Source organism: Mycobacterium sp. ML4 (assembly GCF_054515735.1).
The window spans coordinates 163,398-180,011 of record NZ_JBTNSY010000007.1 but is presented as its reverse complement, the minus strand read 5'-3'; the positions used below and the strand labels follow the sequence as shown (position 1 = coordinate 180,011).

General features: G+C 66.8%; 19 protein-coding genes. 12 read left to right on the top strand and 7 right to left on the bottom strand.

Annotated elements, in window-relative coordinates:
• Positions 1 to 68: 68 nt before the first annotated feature.
• Positions 69 to 533 (bottom strand): GatB/YqeY domain-containing protein, encoded by a 465-nt coding sequence (locus ACX9NE_RS10040; RefSeq protein WP_459361525.1) that lies wholly within the window; start codon positions 531 to 533, stop codon positions 69 to 71.
• On the opposite strand from ACX9NE_RS10040, the gene ACX9NE_RS10035 reads away from it, so the two are divergent.
• From ACX9NE_RS10035 to ACX9NE_RS10015, 5 genes are read left to right on the top strand one after another with little or no spacing between them, the layout of a single operon-like run.
• On the top strand, positions 532 to 1,899 hold the full coding sequence (locus ACX9NE_RS10035) for a hypothetical protein (protein WP_459361616.1): 1,368 nt from the start codon (positions 532 to 534) through the stop codon (positions 1,897 to 1,899). The two genes, ACX9NE_RS10040 and ACX9NE_RS10035, sit on opposite strands and share 2 nt — an antisense overlap.
• A gap of 17 nt (positions 1,900 to 1,916) precedes the next feature.
• Positions 1,917 to 2,567, top strand: coding sequence for a DUF4129 domain-containing protein (locus ACX9NE_RS10030; protein ID WP_459361524.1), 651 nt, complete (start codon positions 1,917 to 1,919; stop codon positions 2,565 to 2,567).
• Complete coding sequence (locus ACX9NE_RS10025) at positions 2,549 to 3,709, top strand: DUF4350 domain-containing protein (protein ID WP_459361615.1); 1,161 nt, start codon at positions 2,549 to 2,551, stop codon at positions 3,707 to 3,709. Before ACX9NE_RS10030 ends, ACX9NE_RS10025 begins: the two co-directional genes overlap by 19 nt.
• On the top strand, positions 3,706 to 4,677 hold the full coding sequence (locus tag ACX9NE_RS10020) for an AAA family ATPase (protein ID WP_459361523.1): 972 nt from the start codon (positions 3,706 to 3,708) through the stop codon (positions 4,675 to 4,677). Before ACX9NE_RS10025 ends, ACX9NE_RS10020 begins: the two co-directional genes overlap by 4 nt.
• Entirely contained in the window at positions 4,677 to 5,999 is a 1,323-nt protein-coding gene (locus ACX9NE_RS10015; protein WP_459361522.1) for a DUF58 domain-containing protein, read from the top strand. Before ACX9NE_RS10020 ends, ACX9NE_RS10015 begins: the two co-directional genes overlap by 1 nt.
• Positions 6,000 to 6,090: 91 nt before the next feature.
• Here ACX9NE_RS10015 and ACX9NE_RS10010 read toward each other — a convergent pair whose 3' ends face one another.
• Positions 6,091 to 7,083 (bottom strand): stage II sporulation protein M, encoded by a 993-nt coding sequence (locus ACX9NE_RS10010; protein ID WP_459361521.1) that lies wholly within the window; start codon positions 7,081 to 7,083, stop codon positions 6,091 to 6,093.
• Between the two features lie 35 nt (positions 7,084 to 7,118).
• On the opposite strand from ACX9NE_RS10010, the gene ACX9NE_RS10005 reads away from it, so the two are divergent.
• On the top strand, positions 7,119 to 7,991 hold the full coding sequence (locus ACX9NE_RS10005; protein WP_459361520.1) for an RDD family protein: 873 nt from the start codon (positions 7,119 to 7,121) through the stop codon (positions 7,989 to 7,991).
• On the opposite strand, the gene ACX9NE_RS10000 is transcribed toward ACX9NE_RS10005, so the two are convergent.
• Positions 7,988 to 8,374, bottom strand: coding sequence for a hypothetical protein (locus ACX9NE_RS10000; protein WP_459361519.1), 387 nt, complete (start codon positions 8,372 to 8,374; stop codon positions 7,988 to 7,990). The two genes, ACX9NE_RS10005 and ACX9NE_RS10000, sit on opposite strands and share 4 nt — an antisense overlap.
• Before the next feature lie 154 nt (positions 8,375 to 8,528).
• Between ACX9NE_RS10000 and ACX9NE_RS09995 the strand changes: the two genes are divergently transcribed.
• The 5 genes from ACX9NE_RS09995 to ACX9NE_RS09975 all read left to right on the top strand — a co-directional run bounded on the left by ACX9NE_RS09995 (position 8,529) and on the right by ACX9NE_RS09975 (position 11,041).
• Positions 8,529 to 9,194 (top strand): PadR family transcriptional regulator, encoded by a 666-nt coding sequence (locus ACX9NE_RS09995; RefSeq protein WP_459361518.1) that lies wholly within the window; start codon positions 8,529 to 8,531, stop codon positions 9,192 to 9,194.
• Between the two features lie 220 nt (positions 9,195 to 9,414).
• Positions 9,415 to 9,837 carry a hypothetical protein gene (locus ACX9NE_RS09990; RefSeq protein ID WP_459361517.1) on the top strand — a complete coding sequence of 141 codons (423 nt, stop codon included), beginning with the start codon at positions 9,415 to 9,417 and terminating at the stop codon, positions 9,835 to 9,837.
• A gap of 26 nt (positions 9,838 to 9,863) precedes the next feature.
• Complete coding sequence (locus tag ACX9NE_RS09985; RefSeq protein WP_459361516.1) at positions 9,864 to 10,283, top strand: hypothetical protein; 420 nt, start codon at positions 9,864 to 9,866, stop codon at positions 10,281 to 10,283.
• A 27-nt stretch (positions 10,284 to 10,310) separates the two neighbouring features.
• The gene (locus tag ACX9NE_RS09980) at positions 10,311 to 10,733 is read left to right on the top strand and encodes a hypothetical protein (protein ID WP_459361515.1); all 423 of its coding nucleotides are present in this window, start codon (positions 10,311 to 10,313) and stop codon (positions 10,731 to 10,733) included.
• A gap of 26 nt (positions 10,734 to 10,759) precedes the next feature.
• A complete protein-coding gene (locus tag ACX9NE_RS09975; RefSeq protein WP_459361514.1) occupies positions 10,760 to 11,041 on the top strand; it encodes a hypothetical protein in 282 nt (93 codons plus the stop codon).
• Positions 11,042 to 11,151: 110 nt separating this feature from the next.
• Here the strand turns inward: ACX9NE_RS09975 and ACX9NE_RS09970 are convergent, their stop codons facing one another.
• The 4 genes from ACX9NE_RS09970 to glpK all read right to left on the bottom strand — a co-directional run bounded on the left by ACX9NE_RS09970 (position 11,152) and on the right by glpK (position 15,012).
• The gene (locus ACX9NE_RS09970) at positions 11,152 to 11,778 is read right to left on the bottom strand and encodes a hypothetical protein (protein ID WP_459361513.1); all 627 of its coding nucleotides are present in this window, start codon (positions 11,776 to 11,778) and stop codon (positions 11,152 to 11,154) included.
• The gene (locus ACX9NE_RS09965) at positions 11,775 to 13,148 is read right to left on the bottom strand and encodes a hypothetical protein (protein WP_459361512.1); all 1,374 of its coding nucleotides are present in this window, start codon (positions 13,146 to 13,148) and stop codon (positions 11,775 to 11,777) included. Before ACX9NE_RS09965 ends, ACX9NE_RS09970 begins: the two co-directional genes overlap by 4 nt.
• Positions 13,148 to 13,354: a hypothetical protein gene (locus tag ACX9NE_RS09960; RefSeq protein WP_459361511.1), complete on the bottom strand. Its 207-nt coding sequence runs from the start codon at positions 13,352 to 13,354 to the stop codon at positions 13,148 to 13,150. Before ACX9NE_RS09960 ends, ACX9NE_RS09965 begins: the two co-directional genes overlap by 1 nt.
• 131 nt (positions 13,355 to 13,485) lie before the next feature.
• Entirely contained in the window at positions 13,486 to 15,012 is a 1,527-nt protein-coding gene (gene glpK, locus ACX9NE_RS09955; RefSeq protein WP_459361614.1) for a glycerol kinase GlpK, read from the bottom strand.
• Positions 15,013 to 15,111: 99 nt separating this feature from the next.
• Between glpK and ACX9NE_RS09950 the strand changes: the two genes are divergently transcribed.
• Positions 15,112 to 16,596: a glutamate--cysteine ligase gene (locus ACX9NE_RS09950; RefSeq protein WP_459361510.1), complete on the top strand. Its 1,485-nt coding sequence runs from the start codon at positions 15,112 to 15,114 to the stop codon at positions 16,594 to 16,596.
• The last annotated feature ends 18 nt before the right edge of the window (positions 16,597 to 16,614 follow it).

Here is a 16,614-nt window from a genome sequence, read left to right as displayed (position 1 = left end):
AAGCCGCTAGTTGTGGATAACGGCGGCCGCGATCAACGACCGGCGGCAAGTCCCCGATGAAGGCCTGTTCAGAGCCGGTCTTTGACCGCCGCCGACAGGCGTGACCCGTCGGCCTTACCCTCGGCGATCCCGGTCGCAACCTTCATGACCAGGCCCATCTCCTTCATCGATGGCGCGTGGCCGAGTGTCTCGGCAACCTGGGCGATCGCGGTTTCTACGACGTCGACCACCTCAGCGTCGGTCAGCGGTGTAGGCAGGTATTCGTCGATGATCCGCGCTTCGGCGTGCTCATTGGCGGCGAGCTCACCGCGACCGTTCTGGGTGTAGATCTCGGCGGCTTCACCACGCTTGCGGGACTCCCTGGCCAGCACCTTGAGGACCTCGTCATCGGAGAGCTCCTTGGCCTCCTTGCCCGAGACTTCTTCGGTCTGAATCGCGGCAAGCAGCATGCGCAATGTCGCAGTCCGCAGCTTGTCCTGCGCCTTCATCGAGTCGGTCAGGTCCGACCTGAGCCGGGATTTGAGTTCCGCCATTCCAGAGACGCTACGCGCCGACCCGGGGACCTACATTGAGAAATGCACCGACCGCCGACAGGATGGACCCCATGACGACCGACGACAGCCGCTGCCCCCGGTGAGCACGCTGCCGCCTGAGCATTCCGGTGACACGGCGCCGGAACCCGCGTACGGTCCGCCCCCCGCGTATGCGCCGCCCCCCGCCTATGGTCCACCGCCTGCATATGCCGCCCCGGGATACGGGCCCGGCTACGGTCCGCCACCGCCGTACGGGCCCGGCTACGGTCCGCCACCGCCGTACGGGCCCGGCTACGGTCCGCCACCGCGGTACGGGCCCGGCTACGGTCCGCCACCGGGCTATGGTCCACCGCCGGGCTACGGTCCGCCGCCGGGCTACGGTCCGCCGCTCATCCCCGGCGCCGTCAAACCCGGCATCATCCCGCTGCGACCCCTGACCCTCAGCGACATCTTCAACGGCGCGGTCGGCTATGTCCGCGCCAACCCGAAGGCGACGCTCGGCATCACCGCGATGGTCGTGGTGATCATGCAGGTCATCTCGTTGCTCGCCACCATCGGGCCGCTGACCGCCGCGAACGAACTCGACACCAATAAGTCGGAGCCGAGCCTCGGCGCCGTCGGGGCATGGATGGCGTCGCTGGGCGGCAGCGCCCTGGTCAGCTGGCTGGGCAGCGTGCTGCTCAGCGGGATGCTCACCGTCATCGTCGGCCGCGCGGTGTTCGGCTCGCCGATCACCATCGGTGAAGCGTGGGCCAAGGTCCGCGGCCGGCTACCGGCCCTGCTCGGCCTCGCCCTGCTGGAGGCCGTCGGGTTGGCCGTGATCATCGGACTGGTCGTGGTGATCCTGATCGGCGTGGGCGTGGCTGCCAATGCAGGCGCGGCGGTACTGCTCGGATTCCCGCTGCTCTTGCTGGTGGTGGCCCTGCTGGCCTACGCATACACCGTGCTGATGTTCGCACCGGTGCTGATCGTGCTGGAGCGGATGCCCGTCGTCGACGCCATCACGCGATCATTCAGGCTGGTCCGAAACGGCTTCTGGCGGGTGTTGGGCATCCGCCTGCTCGCGACGCTGGTCGTCGGCATCGTCGGCGGCGCGATCTCGGCACCGTTCAGCATCGCCGGACAGATATTGCTGATGGGCGCGTCGAGCACCACAACGCTTCTGGTGGGCACCACCCTGTCCGCCATCGGCGGCGGCATCAGCCAGATCGTCACCACCCCGTTCGTCGCGGGTGTGGTCGTGTTGCTGTACACCGACCGGCGGATCCGCGCCGAAGCGTTCGATCTGGTGCTGCAGACCGGCGCTGCGGGCGGCCCCGCCGCGGTGCAATCCACCGACAACCTCTGGCTGACCCGGCCGTTCTAGGGAAGAACCTACTGACAGTGCCCGCCATCGACATCGACCGCGATGCCGCGCATGACGCTGCGCAACGCGAGCTGAGCAAGCCGATCTATCCCAGACAGAGCCTGACGGAGGAGATCGTCGACAAGATCAACGAGTTCCTACTGAAGCTGGTGCTCAAGACGTCGCACGTATCGGGAGGCTGGTTCACCGTCACCGTGCTGCTGATCGTGTTGTCCATCGCCATTTTCGTCGCCGTCCGCGTCGCCCGGCGCACCATGCGCACCAACCGCGGCGGCGACTACGAACTGTTCGGCGCCGGCCAGCTCACCGCTGCCCAGCACCGTGCTACCGCTGAAGCCTTTGCCGCCGAAGGTAATTGGGCAGCTGCCATTCGGCATCGGCTCCGAGCGGTGGCTCGTGAACTGGAGGAAACCGGCGTACTCGTCCAGGTTCCCGGCCGCACCGCCAACGAGCTCGCCCACGACGCCGGCGCCGCGCTGCCCCACCTCGCGGCCGAATTGTCGCAAGCGGCAACGGTATTCAACGATGTCACTTACGGCGAACGACCCGGTACGCAATCCGCCTACCAGATGATCGCCGACCTCGACGACCACCTTCGATCGCGATCGGCCGCGACCTCTGCGGTCGCACAACCCCCGCCACCTGACTCCTGGGCGACGGTCCGGTGACGGCCATCCATCCCGGTGCGACGATCGCCACCGTCCCGCAACGACGTCCCTGGCGCGGGATTCTGTTCACACTTGCGGCACTGGTCATCGTCGCGTCGATCACCACGTATCTGACAGCGCCCCGCCCGGGCGGCACGATGGACCCCGAGGCCACCAGCCCGGCCGGCGCTCACGCTCTGGTGACATTGCTGCGCGACGGCGGCGTCGAGGTAATGGTCGCCAACACCGTCGCCGATATCGAACGGGCGGCACGGTCGGACACGCTTTTGCTGGTGGCGCAGTCGCAGTATCTGACCGACAACTCGCTGCTGCGTCGTATCGCCGATGTCCCCGGCGATCTGCTGCTGGTGGACCCCACGTCGCGGGCACGTGCGGCGCTGACACCGCAGCTGCGTGTGACAGCGGCCAGCAAGTTCGAGAACGAGCCGAATTGCGCTCTGCACCAAGCTAATCGAGCCGGCGCCGTGAGTTTCGGGCCCAGCGATGCATACCGGGCCAGAGGTGACGATCTGGACCTGGTCAGCTGCTACGGCGGGGCGCTGGTGAGCTACCGCGACGCACGTCGCACCGTCACTGTGGTGGGCACCAGCCACTTCATGGAAAACGAAGGACTCCTGGAAGAGGGCAACGCCGCCCTGGCGATGAACCTCGCCGGCGTCAAGTCCCGGGTGATCTGGTATGCCCCGCAACGTGCGGAGGGACACACCACCACGCACGGATCGATCATGGACCTGATTCCCGAGAACGTGACATGGATCGTCTGGCAGCTATGGCTGGTGGTTATTCTGGTAGCGCTGTGGAAGGGCCGGCGGATCGGTCCGCTGGTCGCCGAAGAGCTCCCCGTCGTGGTGCGCGCCTCGGAGACGGTAGAAGGCCGAGGCCGCCTCTACCGTTCGCGCCGGGCCAGGGACCGCGCCGCGCACGCGCTGCGTACCGCTGCGCTGCAACGACTGGTGCCGCGGCTGGGCTTGGGGCCCAACGCAGCACCGCCCGCTGTGGTGATGACGGTGGCTCAGCGCAGTGGCGCCGATCCGGACCTCGTCCATTACCACCTGTTCGGTCCCCCACCCGCTAACGATTCCGACCTACTCCACCTAGCCCGTGCGCTCGATGACATCGAAAGGCAGGTCACCCACTCGTGACACAGTCCCAGTCCGACCCGCAAGCCCCTTCCGCCCGCGAGGCATTGCTGGAATTGCGTGCCGAGATCGGCAAAGCCGTCGTCGGACAGGAAGGGGTCGTCAGCGGCCTGGTGATCGCATTACTGTGTCGCGGCCACGTCCTGCTGGAAGGTGTTCCGGGAGTGGCCAAGACACTGATGGTGCGCGCCCTGGCCGCCGCACTTCGGCTGGAGTTCAAGCGGGTCCAGTTCACGCCCGATCTGATGCCTGGCGACGTCACCGGGTCCCTGGTGTACGACACCCGCACCGCGCAGTTCGCCTTCCGTCCGGGCCCGGTGTTCACCAATCTGCTACTGGCCGACGAGATCAACCGCACGCCCCCCAAAACCCAAGCGGCGTTGCTCGAAGCGATGGAGGAGCGTCAGGTCAGCGTCGACGGTGAACCCAAGCCGCTGCCCGACCCGTTCATCGTCGCCGCCACCCAGAATCCGATCGAGTACGAAGGCACCTACCAACTGCCTGAGGCCCAGCTGGACCGTTTTCTGCTCAAACTGAATGTGATGTTGCCGCCGCGCGACGCCGAGATCGCGATCCTCGGCCGACACGCCCATGGCTTCGACCCGCGGGACCTGTCGGCCATCAAGCCGGTAGCGGGCCCGGCCGAGCTGGCGGCCGGACGCGAGGCGGTACGCCAGGTGTTGATCGGCGACGAGGTGCTGGGCTACATCGTCGACATCGTCGGCGCCACCCGCTCCTCCCCCGCACTCCAGTTGGGGGTGTCGCCGCGCGGGGCAACCGCGCTGCTGGCCACCGCCCGATCGTGGGCCTGGCTGTCCGGCCGCAACTACGTGACCCCTGACGACGTGAAGGCCATGGCCCGTCCGACGCTGCGGCACCGGATCATGATGCGTCCGGAGGCCGAACTCGAAGGCGCCACGCCCGATGGCGTGCTGGACGGAATACTGGCCTCGGTTCCGGTGCCGCGCTAGTGATCCTCACCGGACGTACTGGGCTGCTGGCGCTGGTCTGCGTCCTGCCGATCGCGGTATCACCATGGCCGGCAAGGGCTTTCGTGACGCTGTTGGTGGTGCTGACGGTCGTGGTCGGCATCGACGTGACGCTGGCGGCCAGCACCCGCCGCCTTCGTTTCGTCCGGTCCGCGAACAGCTCGGCCCGATTGGGCCAGCCGGTGGATGCGGGCCTGATGATCCACAACGACGGCCGGCGCCGATTCCGCGGCCAGGTGCGCGACGCGTGGCCACCGAGCGCGCGGGCTGAGCCACGCAGCCACCGGCTGGTGATCGCGCCGGGCCAGCACCAGCAGGTGCAGACACATCTGCGGCCGGTGCGCCGCGGCGACCAGCGGGCGTCGGTGGTGACCGCCCGCTCGATCGGACCGCTGGGTTTCGCGGGTCGTCAGAGTTCGCAATCGGTGCCCGGGCAGGCGCGGGTGCTCCCGCCGTTCCTGTCCCGCAAACATCTGCCGTCGCGGTTGGCCAAGCTCCGGGAAATCGACGGGCTACTGCCCACCCTGATCCGCGGGCAGGGAACCGAATTCGATTCGCTGCGTGAGTATGTCGTCGGCGACGACGTCCGCTCGATCGACTGGCGAGCCAGCGCCCGTCGCGCCGACGTGATGGTCCGCACGTGGCGTCCCGAACGGGACCGGCGAGTGGTCATCGTGCTCGACACCGGGCGCATGGTGGCGGGCCGGGTCGGGGTAGACCCGACGGCCGCGGACCCCGCCGGCTGGCCGCGGCTCGACTGGTCGATGGACGCCGCACTGCTGTTGGCGGCGTTGGCATCACGCGCGGGAGACCACGTCGACTTCCTCGCCCATGATCGGGTGACCCGGGCGGCCGTCTTCGGCGCCTCGCGCACCGAATTGCTGGCGCAGCTGGTCGACGCGATGGCACCACTGCAACCGGCGCTCATCGAATCCGATTGGCGGGCAATGGTTGCCGCTATTCTCCGGCGAACCCGGCGCCGTTCGCTGGTGGTGTTGCTGACCGACTTGAACGCGACCGCCCTGGACGAGGGGCTGTTGCCGGTGCTGCCGCAGTTGGCCGCCAAGCACCATGTGCTGGTTGCCGCGGTGGCGGATCCGCGCGTCGACGAATTGGCGGCCGGGCGCAGCGACGCCGCCGCGGTGTACGACGCGGCGGCGGCTGAACGCTCCCGCAACGATCGCCGCGCAATCGCCTCCCGGTTGCGCCACGGGGGAGTCGACGTCGTTGACGCGCCACCCGCCGAAATCGCGCCGAGTCTCGCCGACCGTTACCTGTCGATGAAAGCGACCGGCCAGCTCTGAAGCCGTTGGCCCACTGCGACTTTCACGACGCCCCGGCGGCGTGTCGCGTCGGGAGATTCACACTCGCCGTGGCAGGGGCAGGGCGAGAAGCCTACGTGGTGGGCGCAAAGTCCGGCGCATCCTCGATATCGCCGGTCTCCCCAGCAGCGACGCCACGACGGCCGAAGTACACGATGTAGGACAGGAACGCGACTTCGGCCAGCACGCCGATCCCGATTCGCGCGAACGTCGGCAGCGGCGACGGCGTCACCATCGCTTCGATCAGGCCCGAGATCAGCAGCACCCCTACCAGGCCCACCGCGACGGCCACCACCCCGCGGCCCTGCTGCGCGAGGACTTGCCCGCGCGGCCGGTCACCGGGCGAGATCACCGACCATCCCAATCGCATGCCGACCGCAGCAGCCAGGAACACCGCCGTCAACTCGAGCAACCCATGTGGCAGCAGCAAACCCAGCAGCAAGCCGCCCTTGCCGGCCGGGAACATCAAACCGGCAATGACACCCACGTTGGCTGCGTTCTGGAACAGAACAAACGGTATCGGCGCGCCGAGCACCACCGACATGGCGATGCACTTGGCGGCCACCCACGAGTTGTTCACCCAAACCTGCAGGGCGAACGCCGCTGCGGGGTGCTCGCTGTAATAGGACTCCACGTCATGATTGATCAGTTCGTCGATGTCCGCCGGCGTCCCGACGACCGACTGCACCTCCGGACTGCCGGCCACCCAGAACGCCATGACCACGACCACCGCGAAGAACGCCACCGCCGTCGCCAGCCACCACCGCCAGGAGCGGTAGGCGACCACCGGGAACGACACCGTCCAAAATCGGACGAACGTGCTGCTCAACGGAGCATGCGCGCCAGTGACCGCCGACCGGGCGCGCGCCACCAGGCTAGATAACCGACCGGTGGTCAGCGAATCCGAAGACACTGACCGCAGGATCGACAAATGCGTCGACACCCGCTGGTACAGCTCGACGAGTTCGTCGATCTCGGCGCCGGTGAGCGAGCGTCGCCGCTTGATCAACTGGTCGAGCCGATCCCAGGTGGGCCGGTGGGTGAGCAGGAACGCGTCGACGTCCACTTGCGCAGCCTACCCAGCCTGTAGCGTTCCAAGGTATGTCGGAGGTGGTGACCGGCGACGCCGTGGTGCTCGACGTCCAGATAGCGCAGCTACCAGTGCGTGCGGTCGGCGCGATCATCGACATCATCGTCGTCTTTGTCATCTACTTCCTTGGCGTGATGATGTGGGCGGCGTCGTTATCCCAGTTCGACGAAGCCCTGACTGTCGCGTTCCTGATCATCTTCACCGTATTGGCGATGGTCGGCTATCCGGTGGCGATCGAGACCGCAACCCGGGGACGCTCGATCGGCAAAATGGTGATGGGCCTGCGGGTGGTGTCCGACGACGGCGGGCCGGAACGCTTCCGTCAGGCGTTGTTCCGGGCACTGGCCGCGGTGGTGGAAATCTGGATGCTGCTCGGGAGCCCCGCGGTGATCTGCAGTGTGCTCTCGCCGAAGGCCAAGCGCGTGGGCGACATGTTCGCCGGCACCGTCGTGGTCAGCGAACGCGGGCCGCGGATCGGGCCACCACCGGTCATGCCGCCGGCACTGGCGGGGTGGGCGGCGTCGCTGCAGTTGTCCGGGCTGAGCTCCGGCCAGGCCGAAGTTGCCCGCCAGTTCCTCTCGCGTGCACACCAGCTCGACCCGGCGCTGCGCGATCAGATGGCCTACCGAATCGCCGCAGACGTGGTCTCGCACATCGCTCCACCTCCCCCGCCGGGTGTGCCACCTCGGCTGATCCTGGCAGCCGTCCTGGCTGAACGACACCGGCGTGAACTGTCACGGCTGCGTCCGCAGCCCGGCCCGGGCTGGCCCCAACCACAGGCCTGGCCGCCGTCGCAGCATCAGACACAACGCTGGCCGCCGTCACCACCACCGCCGCCGCAGCAACCCATGCCCGATGGCGGCGGATTTTCGTTGCCCAGCTAGTACTGGGCGACGGTGAACGCCAAGATGGCGACGTCGGCCACCAACAGCGCCAGGCCCACCAGCGGGACCGCGATGCCGGCACGCCGCTTGGCGGTGAACACAGAGCCGACGATCACGAGTAGCGCCACCACGGGCGGGCCGTAGAACAGAAAGTCGAAACTGAGCCCGGCGCCCAGGTGGGGGCACCGATCCTCGGTGCACGAGTCGGTACTCATCACGGCCCCGAGAGCAAAGAGCATGACTATGGCGGCCGCGGGAACCGTCAAGAGAGCCAACACCCAATGAACCCGCGAACGAGTGTTCCCGCCCTCGTCACCGTGTCGGGCCGGGTCCGTGGCGCTGCCGGGACCAGTCACGGCCTGATCGCGGCTACTGCCGTTCATCCGTCAGGTGCTACCCGGCGTTCGGGGGGTACAAACGGCCGACATTTCAGCCGCCACTTGCACTGCGATAGGTAGCGATATATCGTGATAGTTAGCGATACATATGGAGACTCGATGGTCGACGCCTCCTCCCTGAGATATAAGGACTACAGACATGAACACCTTCTTCGCCCCTCCCACCGGCCCTTTCGGCCCAAGGCCTGGTTTCGGCTTCGGTCCCGCCGCCAGGCGGCAGGCCCGCCGGGCATTTCTTGAGAACCTGCGCGAGCAAGCGGGCGGTCACGACGGCCCGATGGGCTTCGGCCCGGCATTCGGGCCCGGCTTCGGATTCGGGCCGGGCTTCGGATTCGGACCGGGTGGCCGCGGTGGACGCCGCGGCGGTCGCGGACGACGCGGAGACGTGCGGGCCGCGATTCTGACGCTGCTCACCGAGCGGCCGATGCACGGCTACGAGATGATCCAGCAGATCGCCGAACGCAGCAACGGACTGTGGAAGCCGAGCCCGGGGTCGGTGTACCCCACTCTGCAGCTGCTCGACGACGAAGGCCTGATCACGGCCGGTGAATCCGACGGCAGCAAGAAACTGTTCACGCTGACCGACGACGGTCGCGTGGCAGCGGCGAAGGTCGAGACCCCGCCTTGGGACGAAATCGCCGAAGGCGCGGACCCGGGGCACCTCAATCTCCGGAGTGCCGCCCGCCAATTGTTCGGCGCCGTCGGGCAGTCGGCCCACGCGGCTAGCGCCGAGCAGCAACAACGCATAGTCGACGTGCTCAATAACGCCCGTCGGGAGATCTACGGCATCCTCGGCGAGGACTGAGTCTCTGCCAACGATGAGATGTGCGGCGGCCAGAGTCAAAGACGCGTGCGCGCACTTCGCTGGACCGTAGCAGGGCCGTCGCTATGGCGCGGGCGTCACATTGCCCGCGCCTGACGACGATTCTCGGCGCATCCCCCGATCCTTGTGGGCAATTGTCGAGGTGAAACGGCCGCGCCTGGAAGAATGCCTGGTCGGGCCTTGGACGCCGGGAAGGGACACGATGGACGCAGCTGCCGAACACGACTGGGTCAAAGAAGGCCTGCTCATCGAAGGACTGCAGGACTGGATTCACCTCAGCGGGGTGCACTCGTCGTTCATGCCCGAGACGGGCCCGCCACGGCCGGTGCACGAAATTCAGCAACTGACGCTGAGCATGATCCGGGAGCTGGTCAGCGAGGGACTGTTCGTGCTGGGCGTGCCGGCCGGGCCGTGGCGCAAACCGCACTTCGAACCGTGGGATCTGCCTTTGGACGCCGCGATGGCCAAGATCGAGGACGCGTACGTGACCCACTTCGACGACCGCTGGAACTGGGTCACCATGTGCTGGCTCGCCCTCACCGAGAAGGGCAAGAAACTGGCCCTCGAGCTTTACCACGCCGACGAACCCGAGAGTTCGCGGTCGGCAGTTGAAGAAGGCTCCTGAGGGCTCGGACGCCGGGAAGGGACACGATGGACGATGCTGCCGCACATGACTGGGTCAGGGAAGGCCTGCTGATCGAGGGGCTGCGGGACTGGATTCACCTCAGCGAAATGCATTCCTTATTCATGTGGCATACCGGGCCGCCACGGCCGGCGCACGAAGTTCAGCAACTGACATTGAACATGATCCGCGAGCTGGTCAGCGAGGGACTGTTCGTGCTGGGCGTGCCAAGGGGCCGTCGCAAGCCGCAATTCGAAGCGTGGGATCTGCCGCTGGATGCCGCGATGGCCGAGATCGAAGACGCGTACGTGACCCACTTCGACGACGTGTGGGGTTGGAGAACCGTTTGCTGGCTGGACCTCACCGAGAAGGGCAAAAAGCTGGCCCTCGAGCTTTACCATGCCGACGAGACCGAGAGTTCCCGGTCGGAGGTTGAGGAAGGCTCCTGAGGGCTCGGGCGCCACGAAAAAGACACGATGGACGCAGCTGCCGAACACGACTGGGTCAAGGAAGGCCTGCTGATCGAGGGGCTCCAGGATTGGAGTTCCCTCAGTAATGTGCACTCGTCGTTCATGCCGGAGACCGGGCCGCCACGACCGGCGCACGAAGTTCAGCAACTGACATTGAACATGATCCGAGAGCTGGTCAGCGAGGGGCTGTTCGTGCTGGGCGTGCCGGCCGGACCCTGGCGTCACCCCCACTTCGAACCGTGGGATCTGCCGCTGGACGCCGCGATGGCCAAGATCGAGGACGCCTACGTGACCCACTTCGACGATCGCTGGAACTGGGTCACCATGTGCTGGCTGGCCCCTTCCGAGAAGGGCAAGAAACTGGCCCTCGAGCTTTACTACGCCGACGAAACCGAGAGTTCGCGGTCGGCAGTTGAAGAAGACTCCTAAGGGCTCGGGCGCCAGGAAGGGACACGATGGACGCTGCTGCCGAACATGACTGGATCAAGGAAGGCCTGCTGATCGAGGGACTGCAGGACTGGATTCACCTCAGCGGGGTGCACTCGTCGTTCATGCAACAGACAGGCCCGCCACGGCCGGTGCACGAAATTCAGCAACTGACGTTGAACATGATCCGCGAGCTGGTCAGTGGGGGCCTGTTCGTGCTGGGCGTGCCGACCGGACCCTGGCGTCACCCCCACTTCGAACCGTGGGACCTGCCGCTGGACGCCGCAATGGCCAAAATCGAAGACGCGTAGGTAACCCACTTCGACGACCGCTGGAACTGGGTCACTATGTGCTGGCTGGCCCTCACCGAGAAGGGCAAAAAGCTGGCCCTCGAGCTTTACCACGCCGACGAACCCGATGCTTAGCCTCGGTTCTCGTTTATGTCGGCGCCGGAGCGGGCATCGAGAAACGCCGAGAAGGCGTTTGCCGCGGTATCGGTGAGGTCGGCGATATCCGTCCTGAGCTGGGTTCGTCGGCGAGTGACGACGAACAGGCTGTGTTGCACCAGCAGGCCCTGCCCCGGCCGCTCCGATCCGGCGAGATACGTCGTGAATTGGCCCCACATCCGCAACCTGGCCGCGGTGAAGTAGCCGGAACTGCGCACCGCGCACACTCCCGCGGCCGCTGGGGTATTCACGGTCCGGGTCGTGACGCCGGCGGCGCCCAGGTCACGCAAGGTGCAGGCGGCATGATCGACGACAAGGTCGATGGGCGGCTCCCCGGTGAAGCCGAACGTCGCCAGGGTGTCGCAGCCTTCCCAGCCACCACGCGAGCGGTGCCCGGTGACCGCCACCCGTACGGGTTGCTCGCGATTGTCGCCCGGCGCGGCCAGATACCAGCCCGCCGGCACCACGGCCGTGCCGATGCTTGGCAACGCGTCGGCTGCCGGTTGTGGCGTGAAATCACTAACGGCGCCGGCAACGATGTCGGTCAGCGACGCCGCGGACAAGACGCGTTGCCGCTCTTCTGAGTGCCCAAGCGTGTTCACCGGGCGAGCTGCCCGCCGGGCGTCAACCCGCCCGACATGATGCCTCCGATAATGGCGATGCCGGCGAGCACGCCGGCTCCGGCGGTTTTTCCGGCTTCGGCCAGATCGTGCGCCAGGTCGGGCCAGGACGGCGACCCGCCCGGCGCGGGGAGCGACGGCGGCGGCGCAGGAACGGCCGGGGCGTCCGGCACGTCGAACGGGGCGAACGGCAGCGGCGCGCTAGGCGTGACCTGGAAGCCCGGCGGCGACGGATTCTGCAGCCAGGGCGGCAGCGTGCGCGGATCGACCACCTGCGTCGGTGGCAGCACGACGGGCGGATGCCCGACCTGCGGTGGCGGCAGCGGCAACGGGGCTGGTTGTCCGGGCGGCGGCAGCTGCGGTGGCGCGCTGATCAGCGGCGGCAGGTACGGGATATGGATCTTCTTGTACTCCCCGTCGGGATACCAGACGTCCAGGGTGTCACCCCAACCGTCGCTGCTCTGCCGTATGCCGATCTTGGTCCCGTCGGGCAGTATTCGTACTGGCCCCTTATAACCCGGCGGGCCCGGGCCATCGGTGGCATTGCGGGTGAGGTAGTCCCACATCCGCTTGATGGTGGCTGCGTCCCACAGTTCCTTGATCTTCGGTTTCGTACCCACACCGTTGGGGCCGCGCTTCCCCCCGTTCTGCAAGGGGTCCAGCACGCGTCGGACGTCGTCGGCGTTATTGACGGGCGGCAGCGGACCCGGCAGCGGGTCGGGAGGAATGGGTTGGGGATCCTGTTTCCAGGTGTGCAGGTCGACGAGTTGGATCCCGTCGTGTTTATCGTCGCCGACGACAGCATCGTCGAGTGACTCGGGAAAGGTGAGGTCGTCGATGCCGATCGTGGCAGCGGCGATCTGGGTGTTGAGCTGTTGATCGGTAGCCAGCAGTGCGGCGAGCCGGTGCCGGATGAAGGCGGCGTGACCCTGGGCCGCGGCCAGACGCGCAGCCCGAAACTCGGCCAAGCCGCCCCGCACACGGTCGGTGACCGAATACTGTTCGCTGACCTCGAAGCCCTCCGCGCGTGCCTCGGCCACCGCCTCCAGCACGTCCTCTTTGCGGGCCTGCAACTGCCCGTCTCCCCGTCGGGCAATGGCGGCGGCCTGGTGCAACTCGTGCGAAGCCCCGCCAACCAGCACCGAGTCCTGAAACGAACCCTGTTGCGCCGCGGCGGCGCCCCGACCCTCCCAAGGCGTGCCGCCGGGAATCGACATGCGGTCGTGGATTTCGGTGAAGACCTGCTCCCACAGCTGGGCGGTCCGGGTCCACGAATCCGCCGCCTCCCGCAGGTACGCCGTATCCAGGCTCCGAACTTGCGACAACGTCGGTAGCGTTGCGCTGAGCGCCATCAGCACGTCCTCGGTGAATGCACCGCCCGCAATTCGGCCGCCGACCGGGCTTCGTTGTCCGCGTAGCCGGTAGCCGCCGCGGCCAGCTTGGTCGCGGTAGCAGCTACCCGCACCGCGCACCGGGCAGCGGCCGCGGCGACACTTGCGTTGGCGGCACTGACCGCCCCGTGACTCGCCAGCCACGTCGAACCAACACCGGTCGGCACATCATCGGCAGTCAGCCGGTCCGCCGTAACCCTGCACCAGGCGGCGCAACCGAGAGACCCTCGTCGTTCACCCGCAGCGGCAATTCCATCGCGCAAAGTGTAGTGATTCGCCGGTCTCCTCACACGTCACGTCAGGACACGTCGACCCAGTCCAGGGTCCGCTGCACCGCCTTGCGCCACCCCGCATACCCTTCGGCGCGCTGGTCGTCGTCCCAGTTCGGCGTCCAGCGCTTGTCCTCTTGCCAGTTGGCCCGCAGTTCGGACGGGTCGGCCCAGAAACCCACCGAGAGGCCGGCCGTATAGGCGGCCCCCAGCGCGGTGGTCTCGGCGACCACCGGGCGCACCACATCCACACCCAGCACGTCGGCCTGGATCTGCATGCACAATTCGTTGCCGGTGATTCCGCCGTCGACCTTCAAGACCTCGAGGCGGACGCCGGAATCGGCTTGCATGGCGTCCACCACATCGCGGCTCTGGTAGCAGATCGCCTCCAGCGTCGCGCGGGCCAGATGCGCGTTGGTGTTGAACCGCGACAGTCCGACGATCGCGCCGCGCGCGTCGGAACGCCAGTAGGGTGCGAACAGTCCGGAGAAGGCCGGCACGAAATACACCCCGCCGTTGTCGGTGACCTGCCGGGCCAACGACTCGCTCTGCGCGGCCCCACTGATGATGCCCAGCTGATCGCGCAGCCATTGCACCGCCGAGCCCGTCACCGCGATGGAGCCCTCCAGCGCGTATACCGGCCGAGCGTCCCCAAACTGGTAGCAGACCGTGGTGAGCAAGCCGTTCTGGGACCGCACGATTGTCTCGCCGGTGTTCAGCAGCAGGAAGTTGCCGGTGCCATAGGTGTTCTTCGCCTCGCCGGCGTCCAGACACACCTGCCCGACCATCGCCGCATGCTGGTCGCCGAGCACACCGGTGATCGGCACCTCGCCGCCGATCGGGCCGGTGTCTGAGGTGACACCGTAGGGCTGCAGCGGCGACGACGGCTCGATAGCGGGCAACATCTCCCGAGGGATGGAGAAGAACGACAACAACTCGTCGTCCCAGTCCAGCGTCTCCAGGTTCATCAGCATGGTCCGGCTGGCGTTGGTGACATCGGTGACGTGCACGCCACCGCGCGGGCCGCCGGTCAGGTTCCACAACACCCAGGTGTCCGGGGTGCCGAACAGCGCGTCGCCCTTTTCCGCGGCCGCGCGGACGCCGTCGACGTTGTCCAATATCCACTGCAATTTGCCGCCGGAGAAGTAGGTGGCCGGCGGCAGACCCGCCTTGCGGCGGATGACGTCGCCGCGACCGTCGCGGTCCAGGGCCGACGCGATGCGATCGGTGCGGGTGTCCTGCCAGACGATGGCGTTGTAATAGGGCCTTCCGGTACGCCGGTTCCACACGAGGGTCGTCTCGCGCTGATTTGTAATGCCGAGTGCGGCAATATCGTTGGCCGAAATATTGCTGGCGTTCAGCACGGAGGTAAGCACCGAAGCGGTGCGCTCCCAGATCTCGACCGGGTTGTGCTCGACCCAGCCGGCCTGCGGCAGGATCTGGTCGTGCTCGAGTTGATGACGGGCCACCTCGGCGCCGTCGTGATCGAAGATCATGCAGCGGGTACTCGTGGTGCCCTGGTCGATGGCTGCTATGAATTCCGGCGATACGGCCAACTCCGGCCTCTCCTGGTTGACGGTGAACACTGCAGGTACATGATTGCCTAGTGCCACCCCGGGTTGCGCGCGGCCCGGGAAACCTGTTGCATCGGTTTGGTGGGCGAAGAGGTCAAGCGCACCACGTATGACCGCGCACATCGGCGGGAATACCGGCGCAAAGTGCGGTTGTGTCTCGACGTCTTCGAGACGATGCTCTCGCGTAGAAGCTTCGATTCGGAGCGGCCGCTCACCGGCATGGAGATCGAGTGCAACCTCGTAGACGCCGAATACCAGCCGGCCATGTCAAACCGATTTGTGCTGGACGCCATCGGCGATCCGGCCTATCAGACCGAATTGGGCGCGTACAACATCGAATTCAATGTGCCGCCCCGGCCACTACCCGGACACACCACCCTGGACCTGGAGAAAGACGTACGGGCCAGCCTCAACGACGCCGAACTCAAGGCCAATGCCAGCGGTTCGCACATCGTCATGATCGGCATCCTGCCCACCCTGATGCCCAAGCATCTGTCCGAGGGCTGGATGAGCGAATCGAACCGGTACGCAGCCCTCAACGAGTCGATCTTCGAGGCCCGCGGCGAGGATATCCCCATCAACATCGCCGGCCCCGAGCCGTTGAGCTGGCAGGCCGCTTCCATCGCGCCCGAATCCGCCTGCACCAGCATGCAATTACACCTGCAGGTAGCCCCGGACGACTTCGCGGCCAACTGGAACGCCGCGCAGGCGCTGGCCGGCCCGCAGCTGGCGCTGGCGGCGAACTCGCCGTATTTCTTCGGCCACCATCTCTGGGCGGAAACCCGCATCGAACTGTTCGCTCAGTCCACCGATACCCGCCCCGAGGAGTTGAAGACTCAGGGGGTGCGGCCTCGGGTCTGGTTCGGCGAGCGCTGGATCAACTCGGCCGTCGACCTGTTCAAAGAGAACATCCGCTATTTCCCGTCGCTGCTGCCGGAACTGTCGGATGAGGATCCGGTAGCGGAGCTGACGGCGGGACGCACGCCGAAGCTGTCCGAACTGCGTCTGCACAACGGCACCGTGTACCGGTGGAACCGGCCGGTGTATGACGTGGTCGAGGGCCGCCCACAGCTGCGCCTGGAGAATCGGGTGCTGCCAGCCGGACCGAGTGTCGTTGACATGCTTGCGAATTCAGCCTTCTACTACGGCATGCTGCGGACCATGTCCGAAGCCGAACAACCGGTGTGGTCGCAGATGAGTTTCCCGGTGGCGCACCGCAATTTTCTGGAGGCTGCGCAACGAGGCATCGACGCGCAGCTGCACTGGCCGGGTGTGGGCGAGGTGAACACTCGAAAACTGGTTCTGGACACGCTGTTGCCGATGGCCCACGAGGGCTTGCGTCGGTGGGATGTCGATGCCGAAGTCCGCGACCGCTTCCTCGGCGTCGTCGAGGCCCGGGCCAGGTCCGGGCGCAATGGTGCCAGCTGGCAGGTATCAGCCGTCGGCGCACTGGAGGACGCCGGCATGACCCGGCCCCGGGCCCTGGCCGAAATGCTGCGCCGGTACTGCGAGCACATGCACGCCAATGAACCGGTCCACACCTGGCCTATCGTCAAGCCCGGCTAGCCTATCTCCGACAACTGA